This window comes from Devosia submarina (genome assembly GCF_003056345.1).
Lineage (GTDB): Bacteria > Pseudomonadota > Alphaproteobacteria > Rhizobiales > Devosiaceae > Devosia > Devosia submarina.
Map to the genome: position 1 here is coordinate 331,284 of NZ_PYWB01000003.1, position 23,881 is coordinate 355,164.

A 23,881-nucleotide genomic window follows, 5' to 3' on the forward strand; every position below is an offset into this window, starting at 1 on the left:
ACCTGCCCTACCTGCTGCGTCTGCGAAAGCTGTCATAGCTGAACACGGCCAACGACACCCAGATCAGCGCAAAGCTTAGGAGCCGCAATCCATTGAGGTGTTCGCCGAACAGGAAGATCGCCACCAGGAACTGAATGGACGGGGCGATATACTGGAACATGCCAATCGTGGTGAGGCGCAGGCGCCGCACGGCATAGGCAAACAGCAGCAGCGGCACGGCCGTGGCGGGACCAGTCAGCACCAGCAGCGTCATGAGATATGGATCGGCGTGGGGCCCTGCGCCATGGGAGACTATGTCGTAGATGACATAGCCAAGCGCAGCAGGTGCGATCATCAGGGTTTCGGCAAAAAGCCCATTGGCCGGGCCCAATTGCGCGGTCTTGCGGAAGTAGCCGTAAAAGCCGAAGGACAGGGCTAGACCAAGCGCCACAAAGGGGATGGCGCCCAGGCCCACAGCCTGAATGGCGATGGCGACAATGGCGATCAGGATGGAAACGGTCTGCAGCCGGTTCTGCCGCTCGCCCAGCAAGACCATGCCCATGGCGACATTGACCAGGGGGTTGATGAAATAGCCAAAGCTAGCCTCCAGCACCTGCCCCGTTTCCACCGCCCAGACATAAAGCAGCCAATTGCCGGCCAGCAGAACCGCCGAAAGAAGGGTGACCAATACCCGGCGACGGTCGGCAAACAGCGCCCGCACCTCGCCGAATCCGCCCATCAGCCGCAGGATGATCGCCAGCAGCACCAGCGACCAGACGGTGCGCTCCGCCACAATCAGCACCGAGCCGGCAGAATCCAGCTGACGGAACAGGATGGGCAGGAAACCCCAGGCGAAGTAGGCCACAAGCGCGGCAACGACGCCGTTGCGTGTGTCGCGTGCATCGACGGCAGGAAGGGACGACTGGGCAGGAGAGAGGGGCGCTTCGGGGGCCGCTTCAGGCAGGGACATCAGGCAAACTCCGCACCTTCAAACCAGGTGCACCGCCGGTCTGATAGCAGCGCCCGAGGCGGCCGACCAATGAGAGTTTGTGATCACATTCAGGCTAAAAGCTGATTGCTCCCCCAACCTTTTGCCCGACGCGGCGTTGAACCCTTGGCCCGATTCCGGGCGTCTTGACCGATACCAGCAGGAGCTACACATGAAAAAGACCGTCACCTGGGTTTTGATCGCAGACGGTGCGCAGGCGCGCGTTCTGGAAAACACTGGTCCGGGAAAAGGGCTCAAGCAAGTGGAAGGTCTGCAATGGTCCAATGAGCCGTTGCGCGCCAAGGACCTCGTGACCGACCGTCCTGGCGGCGGCGCGACTGGTGGGTCCATGGCGCCGCGCGTCGACCCCGTGGAACAGCGCGAGCAGGATTTCGTGAAGAACCTGGCCGTTATTCTCGACAAGCACCAGCAACAGGGCTCGTTCGACCGGCTTATCATCGCCGCCGCGCCTATTGCTCTGGGCGACATCCGCAAGGCCATGTCGCCGGCGGTGAAAAAGACCATCGTGGCGGAACTGAACAAGGATTTGACCAATCTGCCCACTGCGCAGTTGGACCAGCATTTCGACGGGATTATTGCGGCTTAAGCCTGTCGCACGCGCGTGTCGCCCCGGGCTCGACCCGGGGCCCATCTCAGGATCGCGCCACAGCCGCAAGTTGGTCTGCATGATCAAGCTAGCGGCGCAACCGTACATCTCAAGATGGATCCCGGCTCAAGGCCGGGATGACACCGCGGGTTTGAAGCACTTCGGGCTTACTCTTCGTCCGCCTCCTCATCATCCACACCATCGATGGCGTCGAGGAATTCCAGCAGCAATGAATTGACCAGATCTGGCCGCTCGATGCTGGGGATGTGCGCGACCCCTTCGAGCACCGCGGCGAAGGCGTTGGGCATTTCTTCGGACAGATAGTCGTGCCGCTCGATCAGGGCGGTGAAATCCTGGTCTCCCACCAGGAGCATCGTGGGAGCGCCGATCTGCCCTACCCGGCTCCAGGCTTCAAGTGGGCGCTCTTCCTTCCCGAGCCATGGCTTGCTCAGGGCCTTGCTATTCATGTCAAGGAACAGCTCGCGTACGGCGCCGCCAACGCGGCCATTTGGCCCCCGAGGGCCATCCAGCCATTCATGCGCCTGCACGCGATTGAGCATGTCCCAATCGCCACGCTCAAAGGCATCTTCCTCGGCGGCTTCGATCTGCTGCTCTGCTTCTGTCGCTGTCCACGGCGATCCTGTCACCGAAGTACCGATCAGCACGAGGCCGAGCACCCGACCGGGATAGCGCAGGGCAAAGTCGACGACGAGGCCACCGCCCAGCGAGCAGCCGACAAATACAGCCGCATGGATGTCCAGTTGCCGCAGCACGGCATCCAGATCATCGATGTGGCTGAACGACACATCGGCGCTTTCCGTGTCGCCATAGCCGCGCCGGTCATAGGCGAGAGCCTGCCAGCCATCCTCGGCAACAGCTGCCATCTGCGCTTCCCACATGCGCTTGTCACAGACGCCCGCGTGAAGGAACACCACGGGCAGGCCCTCGCCGACCTGGACCGCCGCGAGCGTTGCGCCATTCACCTCAACCGTAAATCCCTCGGCTTTCATGTGCCTTGCTCCTCCAACACCATGGCGCAGAACTCAAAGCCATCCCCATTCGTCCAGCAGCCCGGCTTGCCCTTGGCAGGCTGGAACTCACCCTGTGGGCGAGGACGCTGGCCAGGCTCGGAGTTTGACGGAAGGAGAAAAGCCAGGCCGACGTCTGGCTCGGTCAGGGTGAACGCCAGCATTGCCCCGTCGGGCAAGCCGAAGCTGAACCCGCCGCCATCAACAACCACGTCGCAATCGAATATGCCCCATCCGGTAACGCTGCACTGCCCCGGCTGTGCCGCTGCCGGTCCACCCATTGCTGCGGCAGCAAAGATCGCCGCCGCAAGCATCATCTTCTTGTTCAACCCCGTCCCCTAAGTCCTCGTCACGCCTGCGTCCCACCATGTTTAGCGTGAGAAGCAGGGCTTTGTCTTGGGTTTGTAGTGAGTTGAGTGAATGAGGCGATGCGCTGGTTCGGGCACCAGCCCGCACCCACGCTGGATGTCACCCCGGGCTCAGCCCAGGGTCCATCCTGCATCATCTCATCCACCTTGCGGCTGTGGCCCCATCCCGTGATGGATCCCGGCTGGAGGCCGGGATGACATCGGGGGTGGGTGTGTGGAGCTTACCGCGTCAGCGGCTTGTAGGTCGCGCGCTTGGGGTTCACCGCATCGGCGCCCAGGCGGCGGATCTTGTCGGCTTCGTAGTCGGCGAAATTGCCTTCGAACCATTCCACATGGCTGTTGCCCTCAAAGGCCAGCATATGGGTCGCCAGGCGATCAAGGAACATGCGATCGTGGCTGATGATCACGGCGCAACCGGCGAATTCCTCCAGCGCCTCTTCAAGCGCCGCGAGGGTTTCGGTGTCCAGATCGTTGGTGGGCTCGTCAAGGAGTAGGACGTTCGCGCCACTCTTGAGCATCTTGGCCAAGTGAACGCGATTGCGCTGGCCGCCCGAAAGATTGCCGACCTTTTGCTGCTGATCGCCGCCCTTGAAGTTGAACGAGGAGGTATAGGCGCGTGAGTTCACCTCGCGCTTGCCCAGAAGGAGCACCTCGTCGCCTTCCGAGATTTCCTCCCAGACGGTCTTGTTGGGATTAAGCGAGTCCCGGCTTTGGTCGACATAGCCAAGGTGTACATTCTCCGCCACGGTGATGGATCCCGCGTCGGGCTTTTCTTGGCCCGTCAGCATGCGGAACAAGGTGGTCTTGCCGGCGCCGTTTGGCCCGATAATGCCCACAATGCCACCGGGCGGCAGCTTGAAGCTGAGATTATCGATCAGCAGGCGATCGCCAAAAGACTTGCTGAGCCCTTCCACGTCGATGACATTGTGGCCCAACCGTTCGCCCGGGGGAATAATGATCTGCGCTGCGGTAGACTGGGTGCGAGCTTCGTTGAGCTTGACCAGTTCGTCATAGGCCTTGAGGCGGGCCTTGGACTTGGACTGGCGCGCCTGCGGGCTTTGACCCATCCATTCGCGTTCACGCTCCAGCACCTTGGCGCGCGCTGCGTCTTCGGATTTTTCCTGAGCAAAGCGCTTCGCCTTGGCTTCCAGATAGGCAGAATAATTGCCTTCATAGGGTACGCCGCGACCGCGATCGAGCTCGAGGATCCAGCCGGTCACATTGTCGAGGAAGTAGCGGTCGTGGGTGATGATCAGAACGGCGCCTTCGAACTCGCGCAGGTGGCGCTCCAGCCATGCCGTAGTTTCGGCGTCGAGATGGTTGGTGGGTTCGTCGAGCAGCAGCAAATCGGGCTTGCTCAGCAGCAGCGCACAAAGAGCCACGCGGCGGCGCTCACCACCAGAAAGCTTGGTTACATCGGCATCGCCCGGAGGGCAGCCGAGGGCTTCCATGGCTACCTCGACCTGCGATTCCAGATCCCAGAGGTTTTCGGCATCAATCTTGTCCTGCAGCTGCGATGCTTCATCGGCCGTTTCGTCCGAATACTCCATCATCAGCTCGTTGTAGCGATCAACGATCGCCTTCTTTTCCTTGACGCCGGTCATCACGTTGCCCAGCACGTTCAGATTGGGGTCAAGCTCGGGCTCCTGCGCGAGGTAGCCGATCTTGGCGCCCTGCGCGGCCCAGGCTTCACCCTGGAACTCGGTATCGATGCCCGCCATGATCTTGAGCAGGGTCGATTTACCCGAGCCATTGGGGCCCAGCACACCAATCTTGGCGTCGGGGTAGAAGCTGAGATGGATGTTATCGAGCACCTTTTTGCCGCCGGCATAGGATTTCGACATTCCGTGCATATGATAGATAAACTGGCGAGCCATGCGGCGCAGTCCTTGGCATTGAGGGATTTGGGCCCGTATCTAAGGGATGCGGGCATGAAGGGCAACCGGCCTCAATTCAGCCCCGTTAGCCGATGATTGCTGCCCGACCTGCCCTTGGTGTTTTTCCGGAGCCCTCCATGATCTTTCGCGACCTGTTGGCGCTGACGCTTAGTTTTGTTCTTGCCATGCCGACCCTGGCGCAGGAACCGCCGCCGCAAACGGAGATTGCCAGCTGGACCATGGACAATGGCCTGGAGGTTGTCGTTATCCCAGACCGGCGGGCGCCGATCGTCACCCATATGGTGTGGTACAAGGTCGGCAGCGCCGATGATCTGCCGGGTAAGTCGGGCAATGCCCATTTCCTTGAGCATTTGATGTTCAAGGGCACGGCCAAGCACCCGGCAAGCGAGCTGGACCGCGTGGTCAATGAATTGGGCGGCAATCACAACGCCTTCACCACCAGCGACGTCACGGCCTATATGCAGACCATCCCGCCCGAGGCGCTCGGCACGATGATGGATTTCGAGGCCGATCGCATGATTGGCCTGGTACTGACGCCGGAGATCGTTGGCGCCGAGCGCGATGTGGTGATCGAGGAACGCCGCCAGCGGACCGACAACAATCCGCAAGGTTTGCTGGGGGAGGAGTTGACGGCAACGCTGTACCAGAACCACCCCTATGGCATTCCCACCATTGGCTGGATGCACGAGGTGGAGCAGCTCAACTGGGAAGACGCCATGGCGTTCTACAAGCGCTTCTATGCACCCAATAATGCCGTGCTGGTTGTCGCCGGCGACGTCGATCCCGAAACAGTTCGGACTTTGGCCGAAGCAAGCTATGGCCGGGTGCCACGCGGAGCCGATCTCCCCCCGCGCATCCGCCCGTCCGAGCCCAAGCAGGACACTGCCCGCACCGTGACCCTCACCGACCAGCGCGTGGGCCTGCCTAGTTTTTCGCGCAACTGGATCGTCCCCAATTACCGCACGGCTGAGCCGGGCGAGGCCGAAGCGCTGGATCTCCTGAGCGAAATCCTGGGCGGCGGCACGCGGTCGCGATTCTACCAGGAAATCGTCGTGAAAACAGGTATTGCAGCGGGTGCCGGCGCCGGTTACGCCGGCGGCGCCTATGATCCATCAGCCTTCACGGTCTATGGCGCGCCGCAGGGCGAGCACACCATTGCAGACGTTGAAGCCGCGGTTGATCGTGAACTGGAACGGCTGATCCGCGACGGCATTACGGAGCGGGAACTTGAAAGCGCCAAGATGCGCTTTGTGCGCAGCCTGATCTTTGCCCGCGACCAGCAGGCTAGCATGGCCAATATTTATGGCAGCATGCTCGCGACCGGCCGTACCCTCCAGGACATCGAAGAGTGGCCTGATCGCATTCGCGCGGTTACGCCCGAACAGGTGCAGGCGGTCGCTGCCAAATATCTCGACCCATCCATTGCCGTGACCAGCTATCTGCTCCCTGCCGAGCAGGAAGAGGAGTAAGCCATGACCATCGTCCGCGCCTTCCGCTCGCTCCTTGTCACCTTCGCCGTTCTTCTGGGGACGGCACCCGCCTTTGCCGTGGTCGAGTTCCAGGAAATCACCTCGCCCGGTGGCGTCGATGCCTGGCTGGTGGAGGATTACTCGGTCCCCATCATCACCATCCGCTTCGCCTTTGAAGGAGGCGCCACGCAGGACCCCATCGGCAAGGAGGGGTTGTCGGACCTCATCACAGCCCTGTTCGACGAGGGCGCTGGCGATCTCGATAGCGAAGCCTTCCAGATCAGGCTTGATGATGCCGGTGCTGAAATGGCCTTCGCGTCTGATCTGGATGCAGTTTATGGTTCGATGCGCCTGCTTGCCGATCAGCGCGATGAAGCATTGGGCCTTCTCAAGCTCGCCATCCAGCAGCCCCGGTTCGACCAGAATCCGATCGATCGCATGCGGGCGCAACTGGTTTCCGGCCTTCGCGCCGCCGCGCGCAATCCGCAAACGGCAGCGCAGAAAATGTGGGCGCAGGCTATCTATGGCGACCACCCCTATGCCCGCCCGCGCGAAGGCACGCCGGAAAGCCTAGCCGCAGTGACAGCTGAGGATCTGCGGGCCTTCCATCGCGCCGTTTTTGCCCGCGAGCGCCTTCATGTGGGCATTGTCGGCGCCATCAATGCCGAAGATGCGGAGCGTGCGCTGGATGATTTGTTTGGCGCCCTGCCAGAAAAACCAGACCTCCAGCCCGTGCCCGACGCAGCGCTGAACCTGGGGCAGGATCTTGCAGTGGAATACCCCCTGCCCCAGACCTCGATCTACATGGCTTTCCCCGGCATGGAGCGCACCGACCCGCAATTCTTTGCCGCCTATTTGATGACCCACATCCTGGGTGGCGACAGCCTATTGTCCCGCCTCAACCAGGAAGTGCGTGAGAAGCGGGGGCTGAGCTATGGCGTCGGCGCGAACCTGCTTAATCTCAAGCATGCCGATGCCCTGGTGATCGGCACCTCGACCAATGCCGAACGAGCCGGCGAAACGCTGGGCGTCATCAAGGACGTGGTCGCCCGAATGGCTGCCGAGGGCCCGACACCCGAGGAACTGGCCCTGGCCAAGAAATACCTCATCGGCTCCTATGCGCTCAATGAGCTGTCGTCCTCGAGCGCCATCGCCAACACCATTGTGGGTCTGCAATTGCGCGGTCTTGGCGCTGACTACATCAATGAACGCAGCGCCATGCTGCAGGCGGTTGAAATGGAGGACGTCCGGGCGGCCGCAGCCCAGCTTCTGGGCACCAAGCCCACTACCATGTTGCTCGGGCCCAAGGCGGAACCTACACCCTAGGGTTTCGCTTGGAGCTGTGATCGTTCACAATCGGTAAGCATGATCGCAAGAAGGAACAAGCACGCCTCCTCGTCGTTGGGGCAGCATCTGACGCACTTGTGGATAAAGCATCATGCAGAAAATGGCCCTGAGTTCAGCTCTTGCCCTGGCGCTGGTACTGCCCGCACTGGCCCAGAGCGAAACAAGCGCCACCGCGAACTTCGTGAACGCGGAGGGCGTGGCGATCGGCACTGCGACACTGACCCAAGGCGAGGATGGTGTCGCCATCACAGGCGAGCTGACCGGAATCCCCGCAGGCGAGCATGGTTTTCACTTCCACCAGACCGGTGACTGTGACGCCAGCACCGCTTTTGAATCAGCCGGATCGCACTTCAACCCCACCGATCACAAGCATGGGCACGAGAACCCGGATGGCCCGCATGCCGGCGATCTGCCCAATGTCACAGCAAGCGAAGCCGGAACGGTGTCGCTGGACCTCAGCACCGACATGGTCTCGCTCGATGAAGGCGATGACGCCTATGTGTTTGACGATGACGGCACCGCCCTGGTCCTTCACGCCGATGCCGACGACTATGCCACCGACCCTTCCGGCAATTCTGGCGACCGCATCGCCTGTGCGGTGATCGAAGCCGCGACACAGCCCTGACGACCCGGCCACCCCCTCCTAATTGAGCGGGGTGGCCTATCTATGCCTTCCATCTCGTCAAAAACTTGAACAGGCGCATAATTATGCCCATCTACTTGTGGGCGCCTGCTTGACCGCAACGCGGCGGGCAGGCAATTTGCCCCTATTCCCCTCAGAACTATTCCTGAAGCGCAGGCCGAACGGATTTTGGCTGAGGGTGAGCCTATTATTGTGCCGTGCCGATGGAGGCGTATGAATGGACAAGATCCCGATGACGATAGGCGGCCACAAGGCCCTGACCGCCGAGTTTGAGCACCGCACCTCTAACGAGCGCCGTCGCATCATCGACGCCATTGCTGAAGCGCGCGCGCATGGGGACCTGTCCGAAAACGCGGAATATTCCGCCGCCAAGGAACAGCAGAGCCTCAACGAAGGCCGCATCAAGGAACTCGAGACCATTCTCGCGCTCGCTGACATCATCGATGTCACCAAAATCGGCGGCAAGACGGTCAAGTTCGGCGCGACCGTCACCTATATCGACGAGGACACCGAGGAAGAAAAAACCTACCAAGTGGTGGGCGATCCGGAAGCCGACGCCTCGGCAGGCCGCATCTCGATCTCCTCGCCCATCGCCCGCGCCATGATCGGCAAGGAAGAAGGCGATTCGTTTGAAGTATCGGCGCCGGGCGGCGCAAGAAGCTACGAGATCATCAAGATCCAATACATTTAGCGCTGCTTGGCAGGGCGTTTGCCCTGCATGGCGCCATATTTCGGTTTGTTAACCACAGGCGCGCTCGCCTTGTGGCACAGTTTGCCTTGAAACCTTGCTCTTTCCCCCATTAACTAGTGGTGCGGGAAAGGGCAGAAAGTCGGAGAGCGCTGCGATGCACGCCAAAGTCGTCATCATCGGTTCGGGACCTGCCGGCTACACTGCCGCCATCTATGCAGCGCGCGCCATGCTCGAACCTGTGATGATTCAGGGTCTGCAACCGGGCGGCCAGCTCACCATCACTACCGATGTGGAAAACTATCCAGGCTTTGCCGATGTGATCCAGGGTCCATGGCTCATGGATCAGATGAAGGCTCAGGCCGAGCATGTCGGCACCAAGATGGTGAGCGACCTGATCACCCATGTCGACTTCGACCGCCGCCCCTTTGTCCTGACCGGCGACAGCGGCGAGATCTACACCGCTGACAGCATCATCATCGCCACAGGCGCCCAGGCGAAATGGCTAGGCCTACCTTCCGAGCAGAAATTCCAGGGCTTTGGCGTTTCCGCTTGCGCCACATGCGACGGCTTTTTCTATCGCAACAAGGAAGTGCTGGTGGTTGGCGGGGGCAATACGGCTGTCGAGGAAGCCCTTTTCCTCACCAACTTTGCCTCCAAGGTCATCCTGGTTCATCGTCGCAACGAGTTCCGCGCCGAGCGCATCCTGCAGGAACGCCTGTTCAAGAACCCCAAGATCGAAGTGCGCTGGAACACCGAAATCGCTGACATCGGTGGTTCCGCCATGCCGCCATCGGTGAATTCAGTGACGCTCCGTGATCTTGCCGCAAACCGCACTTACGAGCAGCCCATCGATGGCATTTTCATTGCCATTGGCCATGCACCATCAACGTCCATTTTTGCGGGCAAGCTGGAGATGAAACCGGGCGGCTATCTCAAGGTCAAACCCGGCACGACCGAAACCAACATCCCCGGCGTCTTTGCCGCCGGCGACGTGACCGACGATGTCTATCGCCAGGCCATCACTGCCGCCGGCATGGGATGCATGGCGGCCCTGGAAGCCGAACGATATCTGGCCGAACACGAACTTGCCGAAGCGGCGGAGTAAGCGCCGCCCGCCCACCTAACGAGAAAGCGTCAAAATGCTCGACTGGGACAAACTGAGAATTTTCCATACCGCCGCAGAATCCGGCAGCTTCACTCACGCTGCCGAAAAGCTCGGCATGAGTCAGTCGGCGGTGTCGCGGCAGATCTCGGCGCTGGAAGACGATTTGGGCTTGAAGCTCTTTATCCGCCATGCTCGTGGCCTGGTGCTGACCGAGGTGGGCGAGCAATTGTTCCGCACTGCCCACCGCATGCACTGGGAACTGCAGCAGGTGGAAACGCAGATGTCGGAGTCCCAGGATGTTCCGACCGGGCCGCTGATCGTCACCACGACTGTCGGTATCGGCTCCACCTGGCTGTCTTCGCGGCTTGATGAGTTTCTCAAGCTTTATCCCCTCATCCAGCTCGAGATCCGCCTCAACGACGCCGAACTCGACCTTGCCATGCGCGAGGCGGACGTGGCCATTCGCCTCCACCGGCCAAACCAGTCCGAGATGATCCAGCGCAAGCTGTTCACGGTGCACAACCATTTTTACGCATCCAACAGCTATATCGAGGAACACGGCGTACCTACCAGCGCCGAGCAGCTGGACGATCACCGCATCATCAGCTTCGGCGAGCCAGTCCCCTCTTATCTCGGCGACATCAACTTCCTTGAGCGCATGGGCCGTACTGATTCCAGCCCGCGCCGCGCCGTGCTCAAGGTCAACGCTGTATATGGCATGATGCAAGCCTGCCGCGCCGGCATCGGCATTGCCATGCTGCCAGACTATGTGACCGAGGAAGAAGACGGGTTGGTCCAGGTGCTGCCAGAAATCGAGCTGCCGGCCTATGAGGCCTATTTCGTCTATCCGCCAGCGCTGAAGAATTCCAAGCGCGTCGGCGTGTTCCGCGATTTCCTCGTGGGTAAAGCGCGTGAGTGGAGCTTCTAGGAGCCTTTCAGAGCTCATGCGCTGACTGCATATCTTATATGCCAGGTGCCCGATTGTTGGGCAGGCGCGTGCCTCTTATATGGGCCACACACAGCGGGCGCTTCCCTCCTCCTCCCTTGCGCCCCCTGCGTTCCCTCCTAGCTTGGTGAAAAATCCTGCTAGCCTTATGGCTCCGCTCTCCCCTCGGGCGGGGCCATATTTTTTTTCTTCTCATCTGCAGGTTTCGCATGGCTGACATGCCCGCCGCCGTATTGTCGACCAAGGCAATAGAGTTCATATAGGTATCGTTGCTGAGGCGCGCTCCGTATCCTCCTCCCTCGGACCCCGCATCGCAACACCGAGCCGCGATCGTATCCTCCTCCCACGATCAAGGCTCACCGGCAGAGCGCATCTCCTCCTCCCTTGCCCTCTGCCAAGACTCTGGATTTGGCTTCGGCCCAGTCATGCAGGCCCTGTCTTCGGACAGGGCCTTTTTTTCGTTTGCCTGCCGTGCAGCAGAAATCAACCTGGGCGAGTTGGGAACCGCAGGACGCCATGTGCATTAGATGAAGCAGTGATGCCTTGGTATCGCCGGTTGACAGTTTGTCGCTGTTTGCAATGCATGGCAGGCATGTTGACCCATCTATTGCTGACCAAATGGTCAAAATCTATATTGGCTTTGTCGCCGGAAACGCCGCTCCGTATCCTCCTCCCTCGGACCCGCGTTTAAGCGACATCGGATCGAAGCCGTATCCTCCTCCCTCGGCTTGGGTCCACTCGGTTTGGTGCATATCCTCCTCCCTTGCATCGGGCCATTACTGTAGATTTGGCTTCGGCCCTATCATAAGGCTCCAACTTCGGTTGGAGCCTCTTTTTTTGGCCGTCACGAAATTTGCATGGCTGCACTTCCCATTCGGCATTTGCGCCAATGTCACGGCAGGTCCACATCTTTGCGCGTGATCAGGCGGCATTCGTGGTGCCGCTCCCTCCAAGGTCAGACGCTTCGGCCGATGACCCCTGGCCCCGCCCATCCCCTCGGGCGGGGCCTTTTTCTTCCGGGATCTAAGGCCCTGTAGCAAAGCGCCAAAGCAATCTGCTGTAATGCTGGAGCCGCAGCTCCATAGCCCTGTTGTCCCGGGTTCGACCCCCGATTCATGCTTGCGGGTAGAGCCGTTCCGGCGACAGCCAGGCGGTCCTTACCGAATTCCGGCACAGAACTCCTGTATGCGCCGTACAGCCTCTTCCAGTTCCTTGTTGCTCGCCGCATAGCTCAGGCGGAAATGCCCTGGCAGGCCAAACGCTGCACCATGCACCAGTGCCACGCCGGTCTCTTCGAGCAGAGCCATAACAAAATCTTCGTCCGTTCCGAGCCGGGCGCCACCGGCGCTCGTCTTGCCCAGAAGGCGCTGGCACGAGGGAAACACATAGAATGCCCCCTCCGGCGTGAGGCAATCGAGCCCCGTATTGGCGTTCAGCCCTGCCACCACCAGATCGCGCCTTTGCTGGAACACTTCCCGCCACTCAGCCAAGAATTCCTGCGGCCCGTTGAGCGCCTCGACCGCCGCCCATTGCGAAATAGAACTTGGATTGGTGGTCGATTGCCCCTGCAGCTTTGTCATGGCTGCAAGTAGCGGGCGGGGTCCCGTGCAATAGCCAATGCGCCAGCCGGTCATGGCATGGGATTTGGACACCCCATTCATGGTGAGCGTGCGCGCCTGAAGCGCTGGCTCCACCTGTGCAATGGTAGTGAAACTGCCCCCGTCATAAACCAGCACTTCATAAATGTCGTCGGTCAGAATGTGTACATGGGGGTGCCGCATCAGCACCTCCGCCAGGCCCTTGAGCTCCTGCGCTGTATAGGCCGCACCGGTCGGATTGGATGGCGTGTTGAGGATCAGCCATTTGGTTCGGGGCGAAATGGCTGCTTCGAGCGCCTCGGGGCTGAGCTTGAACCCGGTCGATGCACCCGCGACCGCGAACACGGGCTCGGCTCCGCAAAGCCGGACGATCTCGGGATAGCTGACCCAATAGGGCACCGGCACCACCACTTCGTCGCCCGCGTTAAGGGTCGCCATCATGGCATTGAAAATGATCTGCTTGCCACCCGAGGACACAAAGCAATCGGCAGCGGTAACATCGAGCCCGTTGTCGCGACGGAACTTGGCGGCCACTGCCTCCTTGAGCTCGGGAATGCCGTCCACATTGGTGTAGCGCGTCTTGCCCTCGTTCATCGCCCGAACGGCAGCATCGCGTACATGCTGCGGAGTGTCGAAATCCGGTTCGCCAGCGGCGAGTGCAATGATATCGCGCCCTTCTGCGGCAAGAACACGCGCCTTCTGGGTAATCGCAACCGTAGCAGAGGGCGCAACCCGCGCCAGGGCATCAGATAAAAACGCCAATCAAGCCTCCCATGAACGCCCGGATTGATAAGGGCTCCTGCGACCACGGGCAACAGATCAATCGCGGGGCGACGCCGTCGATTCGCGGATCACCAGCCGCGGCTCCAACACCCGGCGCCCCGTTACCTGCGTGCCATCCAATGCGGCCTCGACGGCAAGCCGCGCAATCTCCTTCATGGGCTGCTCAATGGTGGTGAGCTTGGGCGTGGACAAAGCCGCTTCCGGCACGCCGTCAAAGCCGATCACCGAGACATCGCCAGGCACTGACCACCCGTTCTGGATCAACCAGTCGATGGCAAACATGGCGACCATATCCGACATCGCAAGAATGCCCGTCGGAACCTCGGCCGCGGCAAAGATAGCTTCCAGAGCTGCAATTGTGCTGGCGCGGCTTTCCCGCGTCTCGTGGATGGGGACGGAAACGCGGGGAATGCCGGCGGCGTCCATTGCGTCCCAGTAGCCGCGCACACGGGTGCTCGAGGTGGAATAAACGGCAGCGTCGATCTCCCCGGCAGTGACCGGCCCCTGATGCTTCTCGCTCAAGGCGGTCGACAGGATGGCAAGCCGCCGGTGACCCAAGGCAAGCAGGTGTTCGGCCGCCATTCGGGCGCCCCCGCGATTGTTGACGCCGATGGCGGGGATGGAATTGTCGGCTGCACCGATCGCCAGCGCCACATAGGGCAATTGCCGTTGTCGGGTGAGTTCCACGAGACGCTCGCCGCCCTCGACGCACAGCAAGATAAAGCCGTCCACCAGGGCAGATTGGATGTTCCAGTCCAACCGTTCACCGCTGAGCGCCGAAACCAGCGCCACCCCTGCCCCACGCGCATCGCAGATCTCGGAAATTTCCGCCATCAGATGGCGCGCCCAGAGATCCTCGAAGAAATAGCTGAGCGGCTCGATGGCAGCGACGCCCACCGCATTGACCTTGCCGCCCCGCAGCAGACGGCCGGTAATGCTTGGTCCGCTGTAGCCAAGTTCCGTTGCGACCTTAAGCACATGCTCGCGCACTTCCTCGCGCACGATTTCGGGCCGGCTGAAAGCATTCGATGCCGTGCCTTGCGAAACGCCGGCAGCCTTTGCCACGTCCCGCAGCTTGATGGGTTTGTCGCCTTGTGCTGCCACCTAAGTCCTCATCCTTAAAACCGCATCATAGCAGGAGTTTTGTACCGGTTCAAATCTCCGCTTGACTTCAGGTGTCGCAGGCGTATCTTGAACCGGTTCAACAAGCTTCTGCATGCCCTAATTGAATCGATTCAAGGAGCGCTAGTATGATTCCCGCAAGCTATTTGTATAGAGGATACTACCATCAGCATTGGGAGCAGGAAGCCGGGCCGGTTCAAGGCGCCCAGCAGGCGCCCCAATCGGGTCACCTCATCATCGTCCATCGCCTGCTCAAGTTCTTGCTGCATCGCATAGGCGCCCACCGCCACTCCCTCGGTGTTCATGCCTATGATTGAAGTCCTGCAGCCGGCGCAACCACTCAATGCCGGCTGCTTCTCAATACCAGTGCATTACACGCGCCACATTTATGCCCTGAAATGGTCTGGAACCAACCCCATTCGATACAAACTCGAACCGCAATCGGATGGCCTACTCTGCTCATCGTCAAGACAAACCAAGACGTTGATCCCATGCAAAAAACTACGTCTTCCAAGCGGAAGCTCACGCCCTACGCCGTTGCGACTTCGCTCCTCCTTGTCGCTGGCGCTGCAACGGGGCTCATCGCGGGTGTCACACCCGCCACCGCTGCCAGTCTTGCGCAACAGCCCGACACGCAGATCGCCGTATTCATGATCCCCCTGACCATTCTGGTGCTGGCGGTGATGTTTGAAGTCACGCGAATGGTGCTGCGCGGCGCCGTTCCTGCCGAACTACCCGCCAGAAGCCGTCGCCCTCCCCTTTCGGATCGTCACGCCGAAAACTGATTCCTCCAAAGCAGAGTGACTTAGAGGCTGGCCTTGCGCCGGCCTTTTTCTTTTCGGCTTCTGGCAGGCTATGCTTTCGGCGATCCTTCATCTATCCAGAAGCCCTTCAAGCACCATCCATCAGCAGACCTCTCTCTGGCCCGAGAAGCGCCCATGTCCCGCCCCATCGCCATCCTCCTCCTGCTGATCTGCACATCTCTTTGGGGCTTTGCCTTTGTGGTGCAGAAATCGGCCATGGACAGCATGGGCCCGCTCACCTTTATAGGGGTGCGCTATCTCCTGGGCGGCATTGTCATCCTGCCCCTGGCATTGCTTCTCGCGCGCCGCGCCCCACAGAGCCTCTCTGCGCGGCAATGGTGGTTCGTGTTCGCCATGAGCATGGCATTTTTTCTTGGCGCCTGGCTGCAGCAAGCGGGATTGATGACCACCACGGCCACCAATGGTGGCTTCCTGACCAGCCTTTATGTGCTGTTCGTGCCGCTGATCGGCCTCCTCCTGTTCCGCAATTGGCCGCACGCGATCGTCTGGATCGGCATTCCCCTGGCGCTTGTCGGGATCTACTATCTCAATGGCGGCGGGCTCGACCGGCTCAACAGCGGCGATGGCCTCGTGGTCGTTGGCGCAGTGTTCTGGGCCATTCAGGTCATCATGCTGGGTTTCATCATGCGCACGGCTGGCCAGCCGGTTCTTGTCTCCAGCGTCAGCTTCCTTCTGGTGGGCGCCGCCGGGCTGATCCTCGCCTTTATTCTTGAAACACCGAATCTCTCCGGCATCCTCGCGGGCTGGCAGCAGATCGCCTATGCCGGCATCTTCTCCACCGCCATTGCCTTCTCGCTCCAGGCGGTCGGCCAGCAACACGTACCCGCGGCCAATGCCGCGATCATCCTGTCCTCGGAATCCTTGTTCGCAGCGCTTGGCGGCGCCATTTTCATGGCGGAGCGCTTGACCCCGATCGGCTATGCCGGCGCCACGCTCTTGTTCGCCGCCATCGTTATGGTCGAAGCCCTGCCCCCCATGCTCGCCCGGCGCAAGCGCCGCAATACCCTGGGGCCTATCGGCAGCACTGCTGCGTAAGGGGTATTGAGGCGGAATCGGCGTCCTATTTCCCGTGCCGATACATCTGGTAGCTCTTGCAGACGACCAGAAGGACACAGCCCTCGAGTGTCAGTTGATCCTCGCTGACCTGGGTAATGGTGCCCTGCGCCGAATGGCCGAACAACCGCATCTTGCCGCGCCATTGGGTGGGGCTGACCTGCGTGACCCGCTCCATCATTGGCTTGTTGAGCAAGGGCTTATAGCGCTCGTTGTAGTCAGCGTCAGACAGCCAGACCAGCGCACCGCATAATTGCTGCCCATCGCCACAGGTATTGAGCTGGATGCGCGTGTCCCGCGTTTCCAGCTCCCAAACTCCATCCGGCGACGCCGCTGTTGCGGGCATGATGGAGCCCGCTACAACCATCGCTGCAAAAACCGATCGAAGGAAACGCATAACCAAACTCCTGCCTGAACTGCCAGCACCTTGTCCGCCTTCATCTGAATACCGGCTGAACAGGGGCGTCATGCCGGCGTCACACGGACGCAATAGCCTTCAGCCATCCCGGCTTTCCCATGCAGCCGGGACTGCCGAGCCTACGTGCCCACGTACGCTTGGCCCCAGCGGAAAGCGGTTGCCAACCCCTTCCCCGCCGACCAATCGGCACTTGGCCGCCCACCGGGTGGCCTTTTTTTACGAACTGGATCGCTTCACTTGCCCCTCATCGACCCGAGTGTCATCCGGGCCTGCAAGCTTACCCGGCAGGCACAACATCCATTCACCTGTTGATCCCGGTCACCAGCCCCTTCATCCCAGCCGCCGGCCGCGCTATGCCCTGCTCATGGCCAAGCTCTACTTTTCCTTCGCGGCAATGAATGCCGGCAAATCGACCTTGCTGCTGCAGGCCGCGTATAATTATCGCGAGCGCGGCATGCGGCCCCTCCTCTACACATCGGCGCTCTACGCAACTGACGGCGTCGGCCTCATCTCCTCCCGCATCGGCATCAGCGAACCCGCCGAACTCTACCGCGCCGAGGATGACCTTTACCTCGCCATTCGCGACCACACGGAAGCAGGCAAGGTCGACTGCGTCTTTGTGGACGAAGCGCAGTTCCTCACGCCCGAACAGGTCTGGCAGCTCGCCCGAGTCAGCGACCGCCTCAGGATCCCGGTCATGTGCTTTGGCCTGCGTACCGACTTCCGTGGCAAGCTCTTTCCCGGCTCCGCAGAACTGCTGGCAATTGCCGATGTGCTGCGCGAAATCCGCACCATTTGCGAGTGCGGTGCCAAGGCGACCATGGTGGTGCGCCAAAGCCCAGATGGCCGCGTCCTTGTTGAAGGAGAGCAGGTTTCCATCGAAAAATCGGTCTATGTTTCCTTGTGCCGCAAGCATTGGGAAGAAGCGGTGGGCCGCTGGCCGGTTCTGGGGCCCTGAACAAGGAGTTCATGCATGAACGACACGCAAGCCGAGCCGCAAGGCGCCCTCACCATCCGTACCCTAGCCATGCCGGCCGACACCAATCCGGCCGGTGACATTTTTGGCGGCTGGGTCATGAGCCAGATGGACATTGCCGGCTCCATCGCCGCCGTGGAGCGCGTCCAGGGCCGCGTCGTTACCGTGGCCGTGGAAGCCATGACTTTTATTGCCCCGGTCAAGGTCGGCGACGTCTTGTGCGTCTACACGTCCATTGAACGGGTGGGAAACACATCGGTCACCGTGTCCATCGAGGCCTGGGCGCGGCGGCGCCTAGAAGGCCGCCACAAGGTCACTGAAGGACGCTTTGTTTATGTGGCGCTAGGCGAAGACGGGCAAAAGCGCCGTATCGAACAATAGGCTGCCGACGCCTACCAAGCTGTTCCTAAACGCCCTGTTCAGCCAGCGTTCACATGCGCTTACGTAAAAACAGGACCAGTTCAGGCCAGCAAGTGGCCCATCGCTTGGAGTGCGAAAGCTCATGAAATCCGTTCGTCTCGGCCTTGTTGCTACGCTGTCGCTTTTGGCCAGCACCTTGGGCGCCTTTGCGGCACCCGCGACCGTCACAGCCCATGTGAATGTGCGCAGTGGTCCGGGCGTCGAGTACCGGGCGGTCGGCTCCGTTCCGCGCAATACTGTAGTAGATCTGGGGCAGTGCCGCGGCGATTGGTGCCAGATTTCGAGCTACGGCCTCTCCGGCTGGGTTTCCAGCCAATACCTTGTGGACGCCCCGCTCCCCAGCCCACAGCCACAACCTCAGCCACAGCCGCCCACTCAGCCTCAGCCCAATTGGCCGCAGCCGGATTGGTCCAAGCCTGGTTCTGGCCGGCCCCATCAGGGTCCCGACCGGCCGCGGCCGCCGCGTCCTACCATCCCCGCCCCTGTCCCCGAGCAGCAGGATGCCGGCGCCTGCTTCTATGCCGAACGCAATTTCGGGGGCGCCAGCTTCTGCCTGGAGCAAGGTGAAGAACTTGCCCGCTTCCGCACCTGGGACAACCGGATCCGCTCGGTGGAAGTCTTCGGTGGCGCCAAGGTAGATCTTTGCAGCGACCGCAATCTTTATGGCGCCTGCGTAACCCTGCGCCGCGACACCGGCCGGCTCCCCTCCGACATTGACCGGCGCGCATCCTCCGTGGAAGTCTACTGAGCTAGCATCGAGTTCTAGCTCGACATTTCAGCGCGGGCGGAACTCTTTGGTTTCTGCCTTCGTTTCTTGGCCGATCAATAATCATCCGGCGCGCCGCCTCTTTTGTTTTCACCCAAAAGCGCGGTTCGCCAGTTCAGGAGCCAATCTATGAAGCGCAATACCCGCAAGATGCTGCTCAATGTGGCGACGGGGATCGCCGTTGCTGCAACAGCCGCTGCCGTGTTTGTGCCGGCCGCCTATGCAGCGCCCGGCGTTGTTACCAGCAACATCAATGTGCGCTCCGGCCCCGGCACCAATTACGGCGTCGTCGACACTGTTCGGCGCGGCACGCAGGTGGATGTGCAGCAGTGCCAGGGCTCATGGTGCTTCATCAGCAAGCCAGGCCCTGACGGCTGGGTTTCGGCCACCTATCTCAGTGCCGGCGGGCGCCCGGTTAATCCGACCCAGCCCGGTATTTCGTTCAACTTCGGCGGCAATGGCGGCCCGGAGATCACCATTGGCGTCGGTGGCGGCAATGACAATCCCCGCCGTCCGCGTCCGCCCGTGATCGAAGAGCCCGATTTTGCCGGCGAAGTCTGCCTTTATGATCGCACCCGCTTCCGTGGCGAAAGCTATTGCATTGCAGAGGGCGAAAGCATCCGCAACCTCGGCGCATTTGCCGATCGGGCGTCCTCCATCGAGAACCCCGATGGCCTGGAGGTTCAGGTCTGCTCCGAGCGCAATTTCCGTAATTGCCGCACCTACACCACCTCAGCCTCTTCGCTGGGTGAGTTCGACGACTTCATCGTCTCGGTTCGCGTCCGCTAAACCCGTCGGTTCTTGGCCGATCTACGAATAAGAAAAGGCGCCAGCATCGTTTGGCGCCTTTTTTCGTTGCTCTTGGTATCAGCCAATGGTTTTGCTAAGCCACATCATCGTTCAGCCAGGAAAACTCCCATGCGTCGCCCCAGTTTTCTCGCCGCCTTTCTTCTTTTCCTCGGGCTCGCCGCCCCTGCCCTGGCCTATTCGGAATCGGGCACCCACGCCTGGAGCACACGCCCCCTGGTGCTGAGCTCCGGCCCTGGCACGGCCTATCACACGACAGGCGAAATCCCGGAGAACGCCGCCATCAAGGTTTTGCGCTGCCAGCGCCTCTGGTGCCTTGTCGATGGCCCCGGCGGCCGCGGCTGGACAAGCAAGGACCGCATCGCCTTTGGCAAGACTCCGACCGACTGGCCCGGCGGCATCAATCCCGATTACCCCGCCGGTGGCCCGGGCGAGGTCTGCTTCTATAGCGGTACCAACTACACCGGCTTCCGCTTCTGCGCCGAAACGGGTCGCGTGGTGCAGGATTTTGCCCTTCTCAACCTCGACAACCAGTTCCAGTCCGTTGAACTGATCGGCAACGTCTCCGTCGCCGCCTGCCGCGACCGCTTCTTCCAGAGCTATTGCGAGCGCATCATCGTCTCGCAACCCGTGCTCGACCAATACCTCCGCCGCAATCTGACGTCGGTTCGGGTATACTGACGCACTGCCCTCCATTCGTCGTCATTGCTTGGCTCGTCCGGGCAATCCAGTTCCGCCCAGCCATCGCATGGACCACCCGAACAAGTCGGGTGGTGACGAAGGAAAGCCCAGATCTGTCCCTCCCCCTCCCAAGGGGAGGCTAGGTGGGGGAATATTACCCGATCACACCATCCTGACACCCCCTGTCAGCACCACCTGTTCCCTCTCCGTTCGTTTGCCGGTACACTGCCGGGAACATTGCATTTCCCTGCTATGATCCCCATCTGTTGAGCTCCCCCAGCGCACGGTGTTTACCCATGGCCTCCAAATCCGCTCGCCCCGGCAAAGCTGAATTCTCTATCGACGATTTCCTGGGTGAGATCGAAAAGGCCGAGGATCTCGCCGCGAGCAAGCCGCTTTATGCCGAAAGGATGCGCAACAAGCGCGCGCTGGATCGCGCCGAAGCCGCCGAGAAAGCCGCTGCTGCCGAGCCCAAGACCCCGCTAGAAAAGCGCCGCACCCGCAAGGCCTCGCACGACACCGTCACCGGCATGGCGGCAAAGCCCAACAAGACCAAGATCAACTCCGTCGTCCGCCCGGACTTCGACGGCATGGGCGAAGCGCCCCAGGCTGGCTTCAACCACATGCCTTCGGCCAAGACCGTCGCAGGCATGATTGGCGATCCCCAGAAGAAGGCGGACATGCTGGATGCGCTCGACGCCTCCATCAAGAAGAACAAGGCGCGTAAGGGCGAGTCGCTGGAGAACGCACAGACCGTCGGCATCACCGCCACGGTGAAGGCGCTCGAGCAGATCATCCTCCATGGCCGCAAGGAAGTGGAAGGCTCCTCCCCCTGGGTGCCGCACAAGGCGCAGAACCGGCTAGAACGGCGCATGGGCGGCAAGCCCTTCCGCCTCGTCACCGACTACAAGCCCGCCGGCGACCAGCCCACTGCCATTGCCGAGCTCGTGGAAGGCATCAACAATGGCGAGACTGATCAGGTCCTGCTCGGCGTCACCGGCTCGGGCAAGACGTTCACCGCCGCCCAGGTCATCGCCCAGACCAATCGCCCCGCGCTGATCCTTGCGCCCAACAAGACTCTCGCCGCCCAGCTCTATGGCGAGTTCAAGACCTTTTTTCCCGACAACGCCGTCGAATATTTCGTGTCCTACTACGACTACTACCAGCCCGAAGCCTATGTGCCGCGCACGGACACCTATATCGAAAAGGAATCCACCATTAACGAGCAGATCGACCGCATGCGCCACTCGGCGACGCGGGCGATCCTCGAGCGGGACGACGTGATCATCGTCTCCTCGGTCTCCTGCATCTACGGCATCGGCTCGGTGGAAGACTACACCGCCATGACGATCGACGTTCAAAAAGGCCAAAAAATCGACCAGCGCGAGCTGCTCGCCAAGCTGGTGGCCCTCCAGTACAAGCGCGGCGACACCGGCTTCGTGCGCGGCACGTTTCGCGTGCGCGGCGATACGGTTGAGATATTCCCCGCCCACTATGAAGCCGCCGCCTGGCGCGTGACCCTGTTCGGCAACGAGATCGAGGCCATCACCGAGTTCGACCCGCTTACGGGGAAGAAATCGGCCGACCTTTCCTTTATCCGCGTCTTCGCGAACTCGCACCACGTCACGCCCCGCACCACCATGAACCAGGCGATCAAGCTGATCCGCCAGGAGCTGCAGTCTCGCCTGCAGGAGCTCAACGGCGCCGGCCGGTTCCTTGAAGCCCAGCGCCTTGAACAGCGCACACTGTTCGATCTCGAAATGATGGAAGCCACCGGCTCCTGCGCCGGCATCGAGAACTATTCGCGCTACTTCTCCGGCCGCAAGCCCGGCGAGCCACCACCGACCCTGTTCGAATATTTGCCCGACAACGCCCTAGTGTTCGTCGACGAATCCCACGTCACCATCGGCCAGCTCGGCGCCATGTACCGCGGCGACCTCCGCCGCAAGGCCACCCTGGCCGAATACGGCTTCCGCCTCCCCTCCTGCATGGACAATCGCCCCCTCCGCTTCGAGGAGTGGAACGCCATGCGCCCTCAATCGGTCTATGTCTCGGCCACCCCCGGCTCATGGGAAATGGAGCAGACCGGCGGCGTCTTTGCCGAACAGGTCATCCGCCCCACCGGGCTGATCGACCCGCCGGTGGAAATCCGCCCCGCCAAGGCGCAGGTCGATGACGTCGTCGACGAGATCCGCCAGACCAACAAGAAGGGCTACCGCACCCTCCTCACCGTCCTCACCAAGCGCATGGCCGAGGACCTCACCGAATACCTCCACGAGCAGGGCATTCGCGTGCGCTACATGCACTCCGATGTGGACACCATCGAGCGCATCGAGATCATCCGCGATCTGCGCCTGGGCGCCTTCGACGTCCTCGTCGGCATCAACCTCCTGCGCGAAGGCCTCGACATTCCCGAATGCGGCCTCGTCGCCATTCTCGACGCCGACAAGGAAGGCTTCTTGCGCTCCGAAACCTCCCTGATCCAAACGATCGGCCGCGCCGCGCGCAACGTCGATGGCAAGGTCGTCCTCTACGCCGACAAAACCACCGGCTCCATGGAACGGGCGTTGGCCGAAACCAACCGGCGTCGTGAGAAACAACTCGCCTACAACGCCGAACACGGCATCACCCCCCAGTCCGTCCGCTCCAACATCCACGACATCGTGGACTCCGTCGCCGAACGCGACCACGTCACGGTCAGCATCGGCAAAGGCCGCGACGGAAAGGAACAGATCCAGGTCGGCGCCAACCTCGCTGCCGTCATCAAGGACATGGAAGCCCAGATGCGCGAAGCGGCGACGAATTTGGAGTTCGAAAAGGCGGCGAGGTTGAGGGACGAGGTGAAGCGGCTGCGGGAGATGGAGTTGGATACGTTGAGCGGCGAAGTCTCCTGATCACCTCACCATTAGCTAGGCCGACACCCTCGAGCATGTCCAAATGTAAGCTTCAAGTTGTGGAGCTTGTTGTTGCAAACAGTTCGGGATCTAGCAGCAAAACAGTCACGGGAGGACTACAGACTTAGGAAGGAAGTAATGTAGTCGACTCCACTTCTGGAGCTTCTTCCAGATGAAGGCCAGGAAGTTGCGGCTCTACATCTTCGACATTCAACCAGTTGAGCCAGTCCAGGTAGGCAAAATTGTCGTAGGCCAGTTGCGGCACTACGATCGTTAACCGCTTAAATGAACAACCTCGGAAAGTGCAGTTGTCGATGTATACCCCGTTGGCGGGAGTTTTGTCGTGGAGCGCACCCTATTTTGACCGGACATGTGGCATAGCTGATAAGGCATAGGCATACGCCTATGAGTACGACTATGTCCAAGAGTGCCGATGAGCCGTTTCGACGGGTCGAAGTGATTACTTCCGT

General features: G+C 60.9%; 23 protein-coding genes. 16 read left to right on the plus strand and 7 right to left on the minus strand.

Features of this window, described 5'->3' with window-relative positions; translation table 11 throughout:
- Positions 1 to 7: 7 nt before the first annotated feature.
- On the minus strand, positions 8 to 949 hold the full coding sequence (gene rarD / locus DDE77_RS06250; protein ID WP_108396568.1) for an EamA family transporter RarD: 942 nt from the start codon (positions 947 to 949) through the stop codon (positions 8 to 10).
- Positions 950 to 1,139: 190 nt separating this feature from the next.
- On the opposite strand from rarD, the gene DDE77_RS06255 reads away from it, so the two are divergent.
- Positions 1,140 to 1,574: a host attachment protein gene (locus DDE77_RS06255; protein ID WP_108396569.1), complete on the plus strand. Its 435-nt coding sequence runs from the start codon at positions 1,140 to 1,142 to the stop codon at positions 1,572 to 1,574.
- Positions 1,575 to 1,741: 167 nt separating this feature from the next.
- On the opposite strand, the gene DDE77_RS06260 is transcribed toward DDE77_RS06255, so the two are convergent.
- From DDE77_RS06260 to ettA, 3 genes are all read right to left on the minus strand, one after another.
- Positions 1,742 to 2,584 carry an alpha/beta fold hydrolase gene (locus DDE77_RS06260; protein WP_108396570.1) on the minus strand — a complete coding sequence of 281 codons (843 nt, stop codon included), beginning with the start codon at positions 2,582 to 2,584 and terminating at the stop codon, positions 1,742 to 1,744.
- Positions 2,581 to 2,931 carry a hypothetical protein gene (locus DDE77_RS06265; RefSeq protein WP_108396571.1) on the minus strand — a complete coding sequence of 117 codons (351 nt, stop codon included), beginning with the start codon at positions 2,929 to 2,931 and terminating at the stop codon, positions 2,581 to 2,583. Before DDE77_RS06265 ends, DDE77_RS06260 begins: the two co-directional genes overlap by 4 nt.
- A gap of 260 nt (positions 2,932 to 3,191) precedes the next feature.
- Entirely contained in the window at positions 3,192 to 4,847 is a 1,656-nt protein-coding gene (ettA, locus tag DDE77_RS06270) for an energy-dependent translational throttle protein EttA (protein WP_108396572.1), read from the minus strand.
- A 137-nt stretch (positions 4,848 to 4,984) separates the two neighbouring features.
- On the opposite strand from ettA, the gene DDE77_RS06275 reads away from it, so the two are divergent.
- The 6 genes from DDE77_RS06275 (at position 4,985) to DDE77_RS06300 (ending at position 11,051) form a co-directional block, all read left to right on the plus strand.
- Positions 4,985 to 6,337 (plus strand): M16 family metallopeptidase, encoded by a 1,353-nt coding sequence (locus DDE77_RS06275; protein WP_108396628.1) that lies wholly within the window; start codon positions 4,985 to 4,987, stop codon positions 6,335 to 6,337.
- A gap of 3 nt (positions 6,338 to 6,340) precedes the next feature.
- Positions 6,341 to 7,663: a M16 family metallopeptidase gene (locus DDE77_RS06280; RefSeq protein ID WP_108396573.1), complete on the plus strand. Its 1,323-nt coding sequence runs from the start codon at positions 6,341 to 6,343 to the stop codon at positions 7,661 to 7,663.
- A gap of 112 nt (positions 7,664 to 7,775) precedes the next feature.
- Positions 7,776 to 8,309, plus strand: coding sequence for a superoxide dismutase family protein (locus DDE77_RS06285; RefSeq protein WP_108396574.1), 534 nt, complete (start codon positions 7,776 to 7,778; stop codon positions 8,307 to 8,309).
- A gap of 235 nt (positions 8,310 to 8,544) precedes the next feature.
- Positions 8,545 to 9,018 (plus strand): transcription elongation factor GreA, encoded by a 474-nt coding sequence (gene greA, locus DDE77_RS06290; RefSeq protein ID WP_108396575.1) that lies wholly within the window; start codon positions 8,545 to 8,547, stop codon positions 9,016 to 9,018.
- A 154-nt stretch (positions 9,019 to 9,172) separates the two neighbouring features.
- The gene (gene trxB, locus DDE77_RS06295) at positions 9,173 to 10,123 is read left to right on the plus strand and encodes a thioredoxin-disulfide reductase (protein ID WP_108396576.1); all 951 of its coding nucleotides are present in this window, start codon (positions 9,173 to 9,175) and stop codon (positions 10,121 to 10,123) included.
- A gap of 34 nt (positions 10,124 to 10,157) precedes the next feature.
- Complete coding sequence (locus DDE77_RS06300; protein WP_108396577.1) at positions 10,158 to 11,051, plus strand: LysR family transcriptional regulator; 894 nt, start codon at positions 10,158 to 10,160, stop codon at positions 11,049 to 11,051.
- Between the two features lie 1,175 nt (positions 11,052 to 12,226).
- On the opposite strand, the gene DDE77_RS06305 is transcribed toward DDE77_RS06300, so the two are convergent.
- Positions 12,227 to 13,429, minus strand: coding sequence for a pyridoxal phosphate-dependent aminotransferase (locus tag DDE77_RS06305; RefSeq protein ID WP_108396578.1), 1,203 nt, complete (start codon positions 13,427 to 13,429; stop codon positions 12,227 to 12,229).
- A gap of 57 nt (positions 13,430 to 13,486) precedes the next feature.
- Positions 13,487 to 14,554, minus strand: coding sequence for a LacI family DNA-binding transcriptional regulator (locus tag DDE77_RS06310; protein ID WP_108396579.1), 1,068 nt, complete (start codon positions 14,552 to 14,554; stop codon positions 13,487 to 13,489).
- 146 nt (positions 14,555 to 14,700) lie between these two features.
- Here DDE77_RS06310 and DDE77_RS19415 point away from each other — a divergent pair, with 146 nt between their 5' ends.
- The 3 genes from DDE77_RS19415 to DDE77_RS06325 all read left to right on the plus strand — a co-directional run bounded on the left by DDE77_RS19415 (position 14,701) and on the right by DDE77_RS06325 (position 16,431).
- Positions 14,701 to 14,889, plus strand: a complete 189-nt coding sequence (locus DDE77_RS19415) for a hypothetical protein (protein ID WP_157959694.1) — start codon at positions 14,701 to 14,703, stop codon at positions 14,887 to 14,889.
- A gap of 174 nt (positions 14,890 to 15,063) precedes the next feature.
- On the plus strand, positions 15,064 to 15,357 hold the full coding sequence (locus DDE77_RS06320) for a hypothetical protein (protein ID WP_108396581.1): 294 nt from the start codon (positions 15,064 to 15,066) through the stop codon (positions 15,355 to 15,357).
- Positions 15,358 to 15,510: 153 nt separating this feature from the next.
- The gene (locus tag DDE77_RS06325; protein WP_157959695.1) at positions 15,511 to 16,431 is read left to right on the plus strand and encodes a DMT family transporter; all 921 of its coding nucleotides are present in this window, start codon (positions 15,511 to 15,513) and stop codon (positions 16,429 to 16,431) included.
- 25 nt (positions 16,432 to 16,456) lie between these two features.
- Here the strand turns inward: DDE77_RS06325 and DDE77_RS06330 are convergent, their stop codons facing one another.
- Positions 16,457 to 16,846, minus strand: coding sequence for a DUF2147 domain-containing protein (locus DDE77_RS06330; protein WP_157959696.1), 390 nt, complete (start codon positions 16,844 to 16,846; stop codon positions 16,457 to 16,459).
- 385 nt (positions 16,847 to 17,231) lie between these two features.
- Between DDE77_RS06330 and DDE77_RS06335 the strand changes: the two genes are divergently transcribed.
- The 6 genes from DDE77_RS06335 to uvrB all read left to right on the plus strand — a co-directional run bounded on the left by DDE77_RS06335 (position 17,232) and on the right by uvrB (position 23,411).
- Positions 17,232 to 17,825, plus strand: coding sequence for a thymidine kinase (locus DDE77_RS06335; protein WP_108396584.1), 594 nt, complete (start codon positions 17,232 to 17,234; stop codon positions 17,823 to 17,825).
- Between the two features lie 15 nt (positions 17,826 to 17,840).
- Positions 17,841 to 18,224, plus strand: coding sequence for an acyl-CoA thioesterase (locus DDE77_RS06340; protein ID WP_108396585.1), 384 nt, complete (start codon positions 17,841 to 17,843; stop codon positions 18,222 to 18,224).
- 121 nt (positions 18,225 to 18,345) lie between these two features.
- Positions 18,346 to 19,011 carry an SH3 domain-containing protein gene (locus tag DDE77_RS06345; RefSeq protein ID WP_108396586.1) on the plus strand — a complete coding sequence of 222 codons (666 nt, stop codon included), beginning with the start codon at positions 18,346 to 18,348 and terminating at the stop codon, positions 19,009 to 19,011.
- A gap of 147 nt (positions 19,012 to 19,158) precedes the next feature.
- Positions 19,159 to 19,818, plus strand: coding sequence for an SH3 domain-containing protein (locus DDE77_RS06350; protein ID WP_108396587.1), 660 nt, complete (start codon positions 19,159 to 19,161; stop codon positions 19,816 to 19,818).
- A 129-nt stretch (positions 19,819 to 19,947) separates the two neighbouring features.
- Positions 19,948 to 20,517, plus strand: a complete 570-nt coding sequence (locus DDE77_RS06355) for a peptidase inhibitor family I36 protein (RefSeq protein WP_108396588.1) — start codon at positions 19,948 to 19,950, stop codon at positions 20,515 to 20,517.
- Between the two features lie 530 nt (positions 20,518 to 21,047).
- Positions 21,048 to 23,411 carry an excinuclease ABC subunit UvrB gene (gene uvrB / locus DDE77_RS06360; RefSeq protein WP_425430730.1) on the plus strand — a complete coding sequence of 788 codons (2,364 nt, stop codon included), beginning with the start codon at positions 21,048 to 21,050 and terminating at the stop codon, positions 23,409 to 23,411.
- Positions 23,412 to 23,881: the final 470 nt, after the last annotated feature.

What these genes read in the sequence shown, in the direction of transcription:
- rarD (WP_108396568.1), bottom strand. Translation starts at nt 949, where the DNA reads ATGTCCCTGCCTGAAGCGGCCCCCGAAGCGCCCCTCTCTCCTGCCCAG.
- DDE77_RS06255 (WP_108396569.1), top strand. Translation starts at nt 1,140, where the DNA reads ATGAAAAAGACCGTCACCTGGGTTTTGATCGCAGACGGTGCGCAGGCG.
- DDE77_RS06260 (WP_108396570.1), bottom strand. Translation starts at nt 2,584, where the DNA reads ATGAAAGCCGAGGGATTTACGGTTGAGGTGAATGGCGCAACGCTCGCG.
- ettA (WP_108396572.1), bottom strand. Translation starts at nt 4,847, where the DNA reads ATGGCTCGCCAGTTTATCTATCATATGCACGGAATGTCGAAATCCTAT.
- DDE77_RS06275 (WP_108396628.1), top strand. Translation starts at nt 4,985, where the DNA reads ATGATCTTTCGCGACCTGTTGGCGCTGACGCTTAGTTTTGTTCTTGCC.
- DDE77_RS06280 (WP_108396573.1), top strand. Translation starts at nt 6,341, where the DNA reads ATGACCATCGTCCGCGCCTTCCGCTCGCTCCTTGTCACCTTCGCCGTT.
- DDE77_RS06285 (WP_108396574.1), top strand. Translation starts at nt 7,776, where the DNA reads ATGCAGAAAATGGCCCTGAGTTCAGCTCTTGCCCTGGCGCTGGTACTG.
- greA (WP_108396575.1), top strand. Translation starts at nt 8,545, where the DNA reads ATGGACAAGATCCCGATGACGATAGGCGGCCACAAGGCCCTGACCGCC.
- trxB (WP_108396576.1), top strand. Translation starts at nt 9,173, where the DNA reads ATGCACGCCAAAGTCGTCATCATCGGTTCGGGACCTGCCGGCTACACT.
- DDE77_RS06300 (WP_108396577.1), top strand. Translation starts at nt 10,158, where the DNA reads ATGCTCGACTGGGACAAACTGAGAATTTTCCATACCGCCGCAGAATCC.
- DDE77_RS19415 (WP_157959694.1), top strand. Translation starts at nt 14,701, where the DNA reads ATGATTCCCGCAAGCTATTTGTATAGAGGATACTACCATCAGCATTGG.
- DDE77_RS06320 (WP_108396581.1), top strand. Translation starts at nt 15,064, where the DNA reads ATGCAAAAAACTACGTCTTCCAAGCGGAAGCTCACGCCCTACGCCGTT.
- DDE77_RS06325 (WP_157959695.1), top strand. Translation starts at nt 15,511, where the DNA reads ATGTCCCGCCCCATCGCCATCCTCCTCCTGCTGATCTGCACATCTCTT.
- DDE77_RS06330 (WP_157959696.1), bottom strand. Translation starts at nt 16,846, where the DNA reads ATGCGTTTCCTTCGATCGGTTTTTGCAGCGATGGTTGTAGCGGGCTCC.
- DDE77_RS06335 (WP_108396584.1), top strand. Translation starts at nt 17,232, where the DNA reads ATGGCCAAGCTCTACTTTTCCTTCGCGGCAATGAATGCCGGCAAATCG.
- DDE77_RS06340 (WP_108396585.1), top strand. Translation starts at nt 17,841, where the DNA reads ATGAACGACACGCAAGCCGAGCCGCAAGGCGCCCTCACCATCCGTACC.
- DDE77_RS06345 (WP_108396586.1), top strand. Translation starts at nt 18,346, where the DNA reads ATGAAATCCGTTCGTCTCGGCCTTGTTGCTACGCTGTCGCTTTTGGCC.
- DDE77_RS06350 (WP_108396587.1), top strand. Translation starts at nt 19,159, where the DNA reads ATGAAGCGCAATACCCGCAAGATGCTGCTCAATGTGGCGACGGGGATC.
- DDE77_RS06355 (WP_108396588.1), top strand. Translation starts at nt 19,948, where the DNA reads ATGCGTCGCCCCAGTTTTCTCGCCGCCTTTCTTCTTTTCCTCGGGCTC.
- uvrB (WP_425430730.1), top strand. Translation starts at nt 21,048, where the DNA reads ATGGCGGCAAAGCCCAACAAGACCAAGATCAACTCCGTCGTCCGCCCG.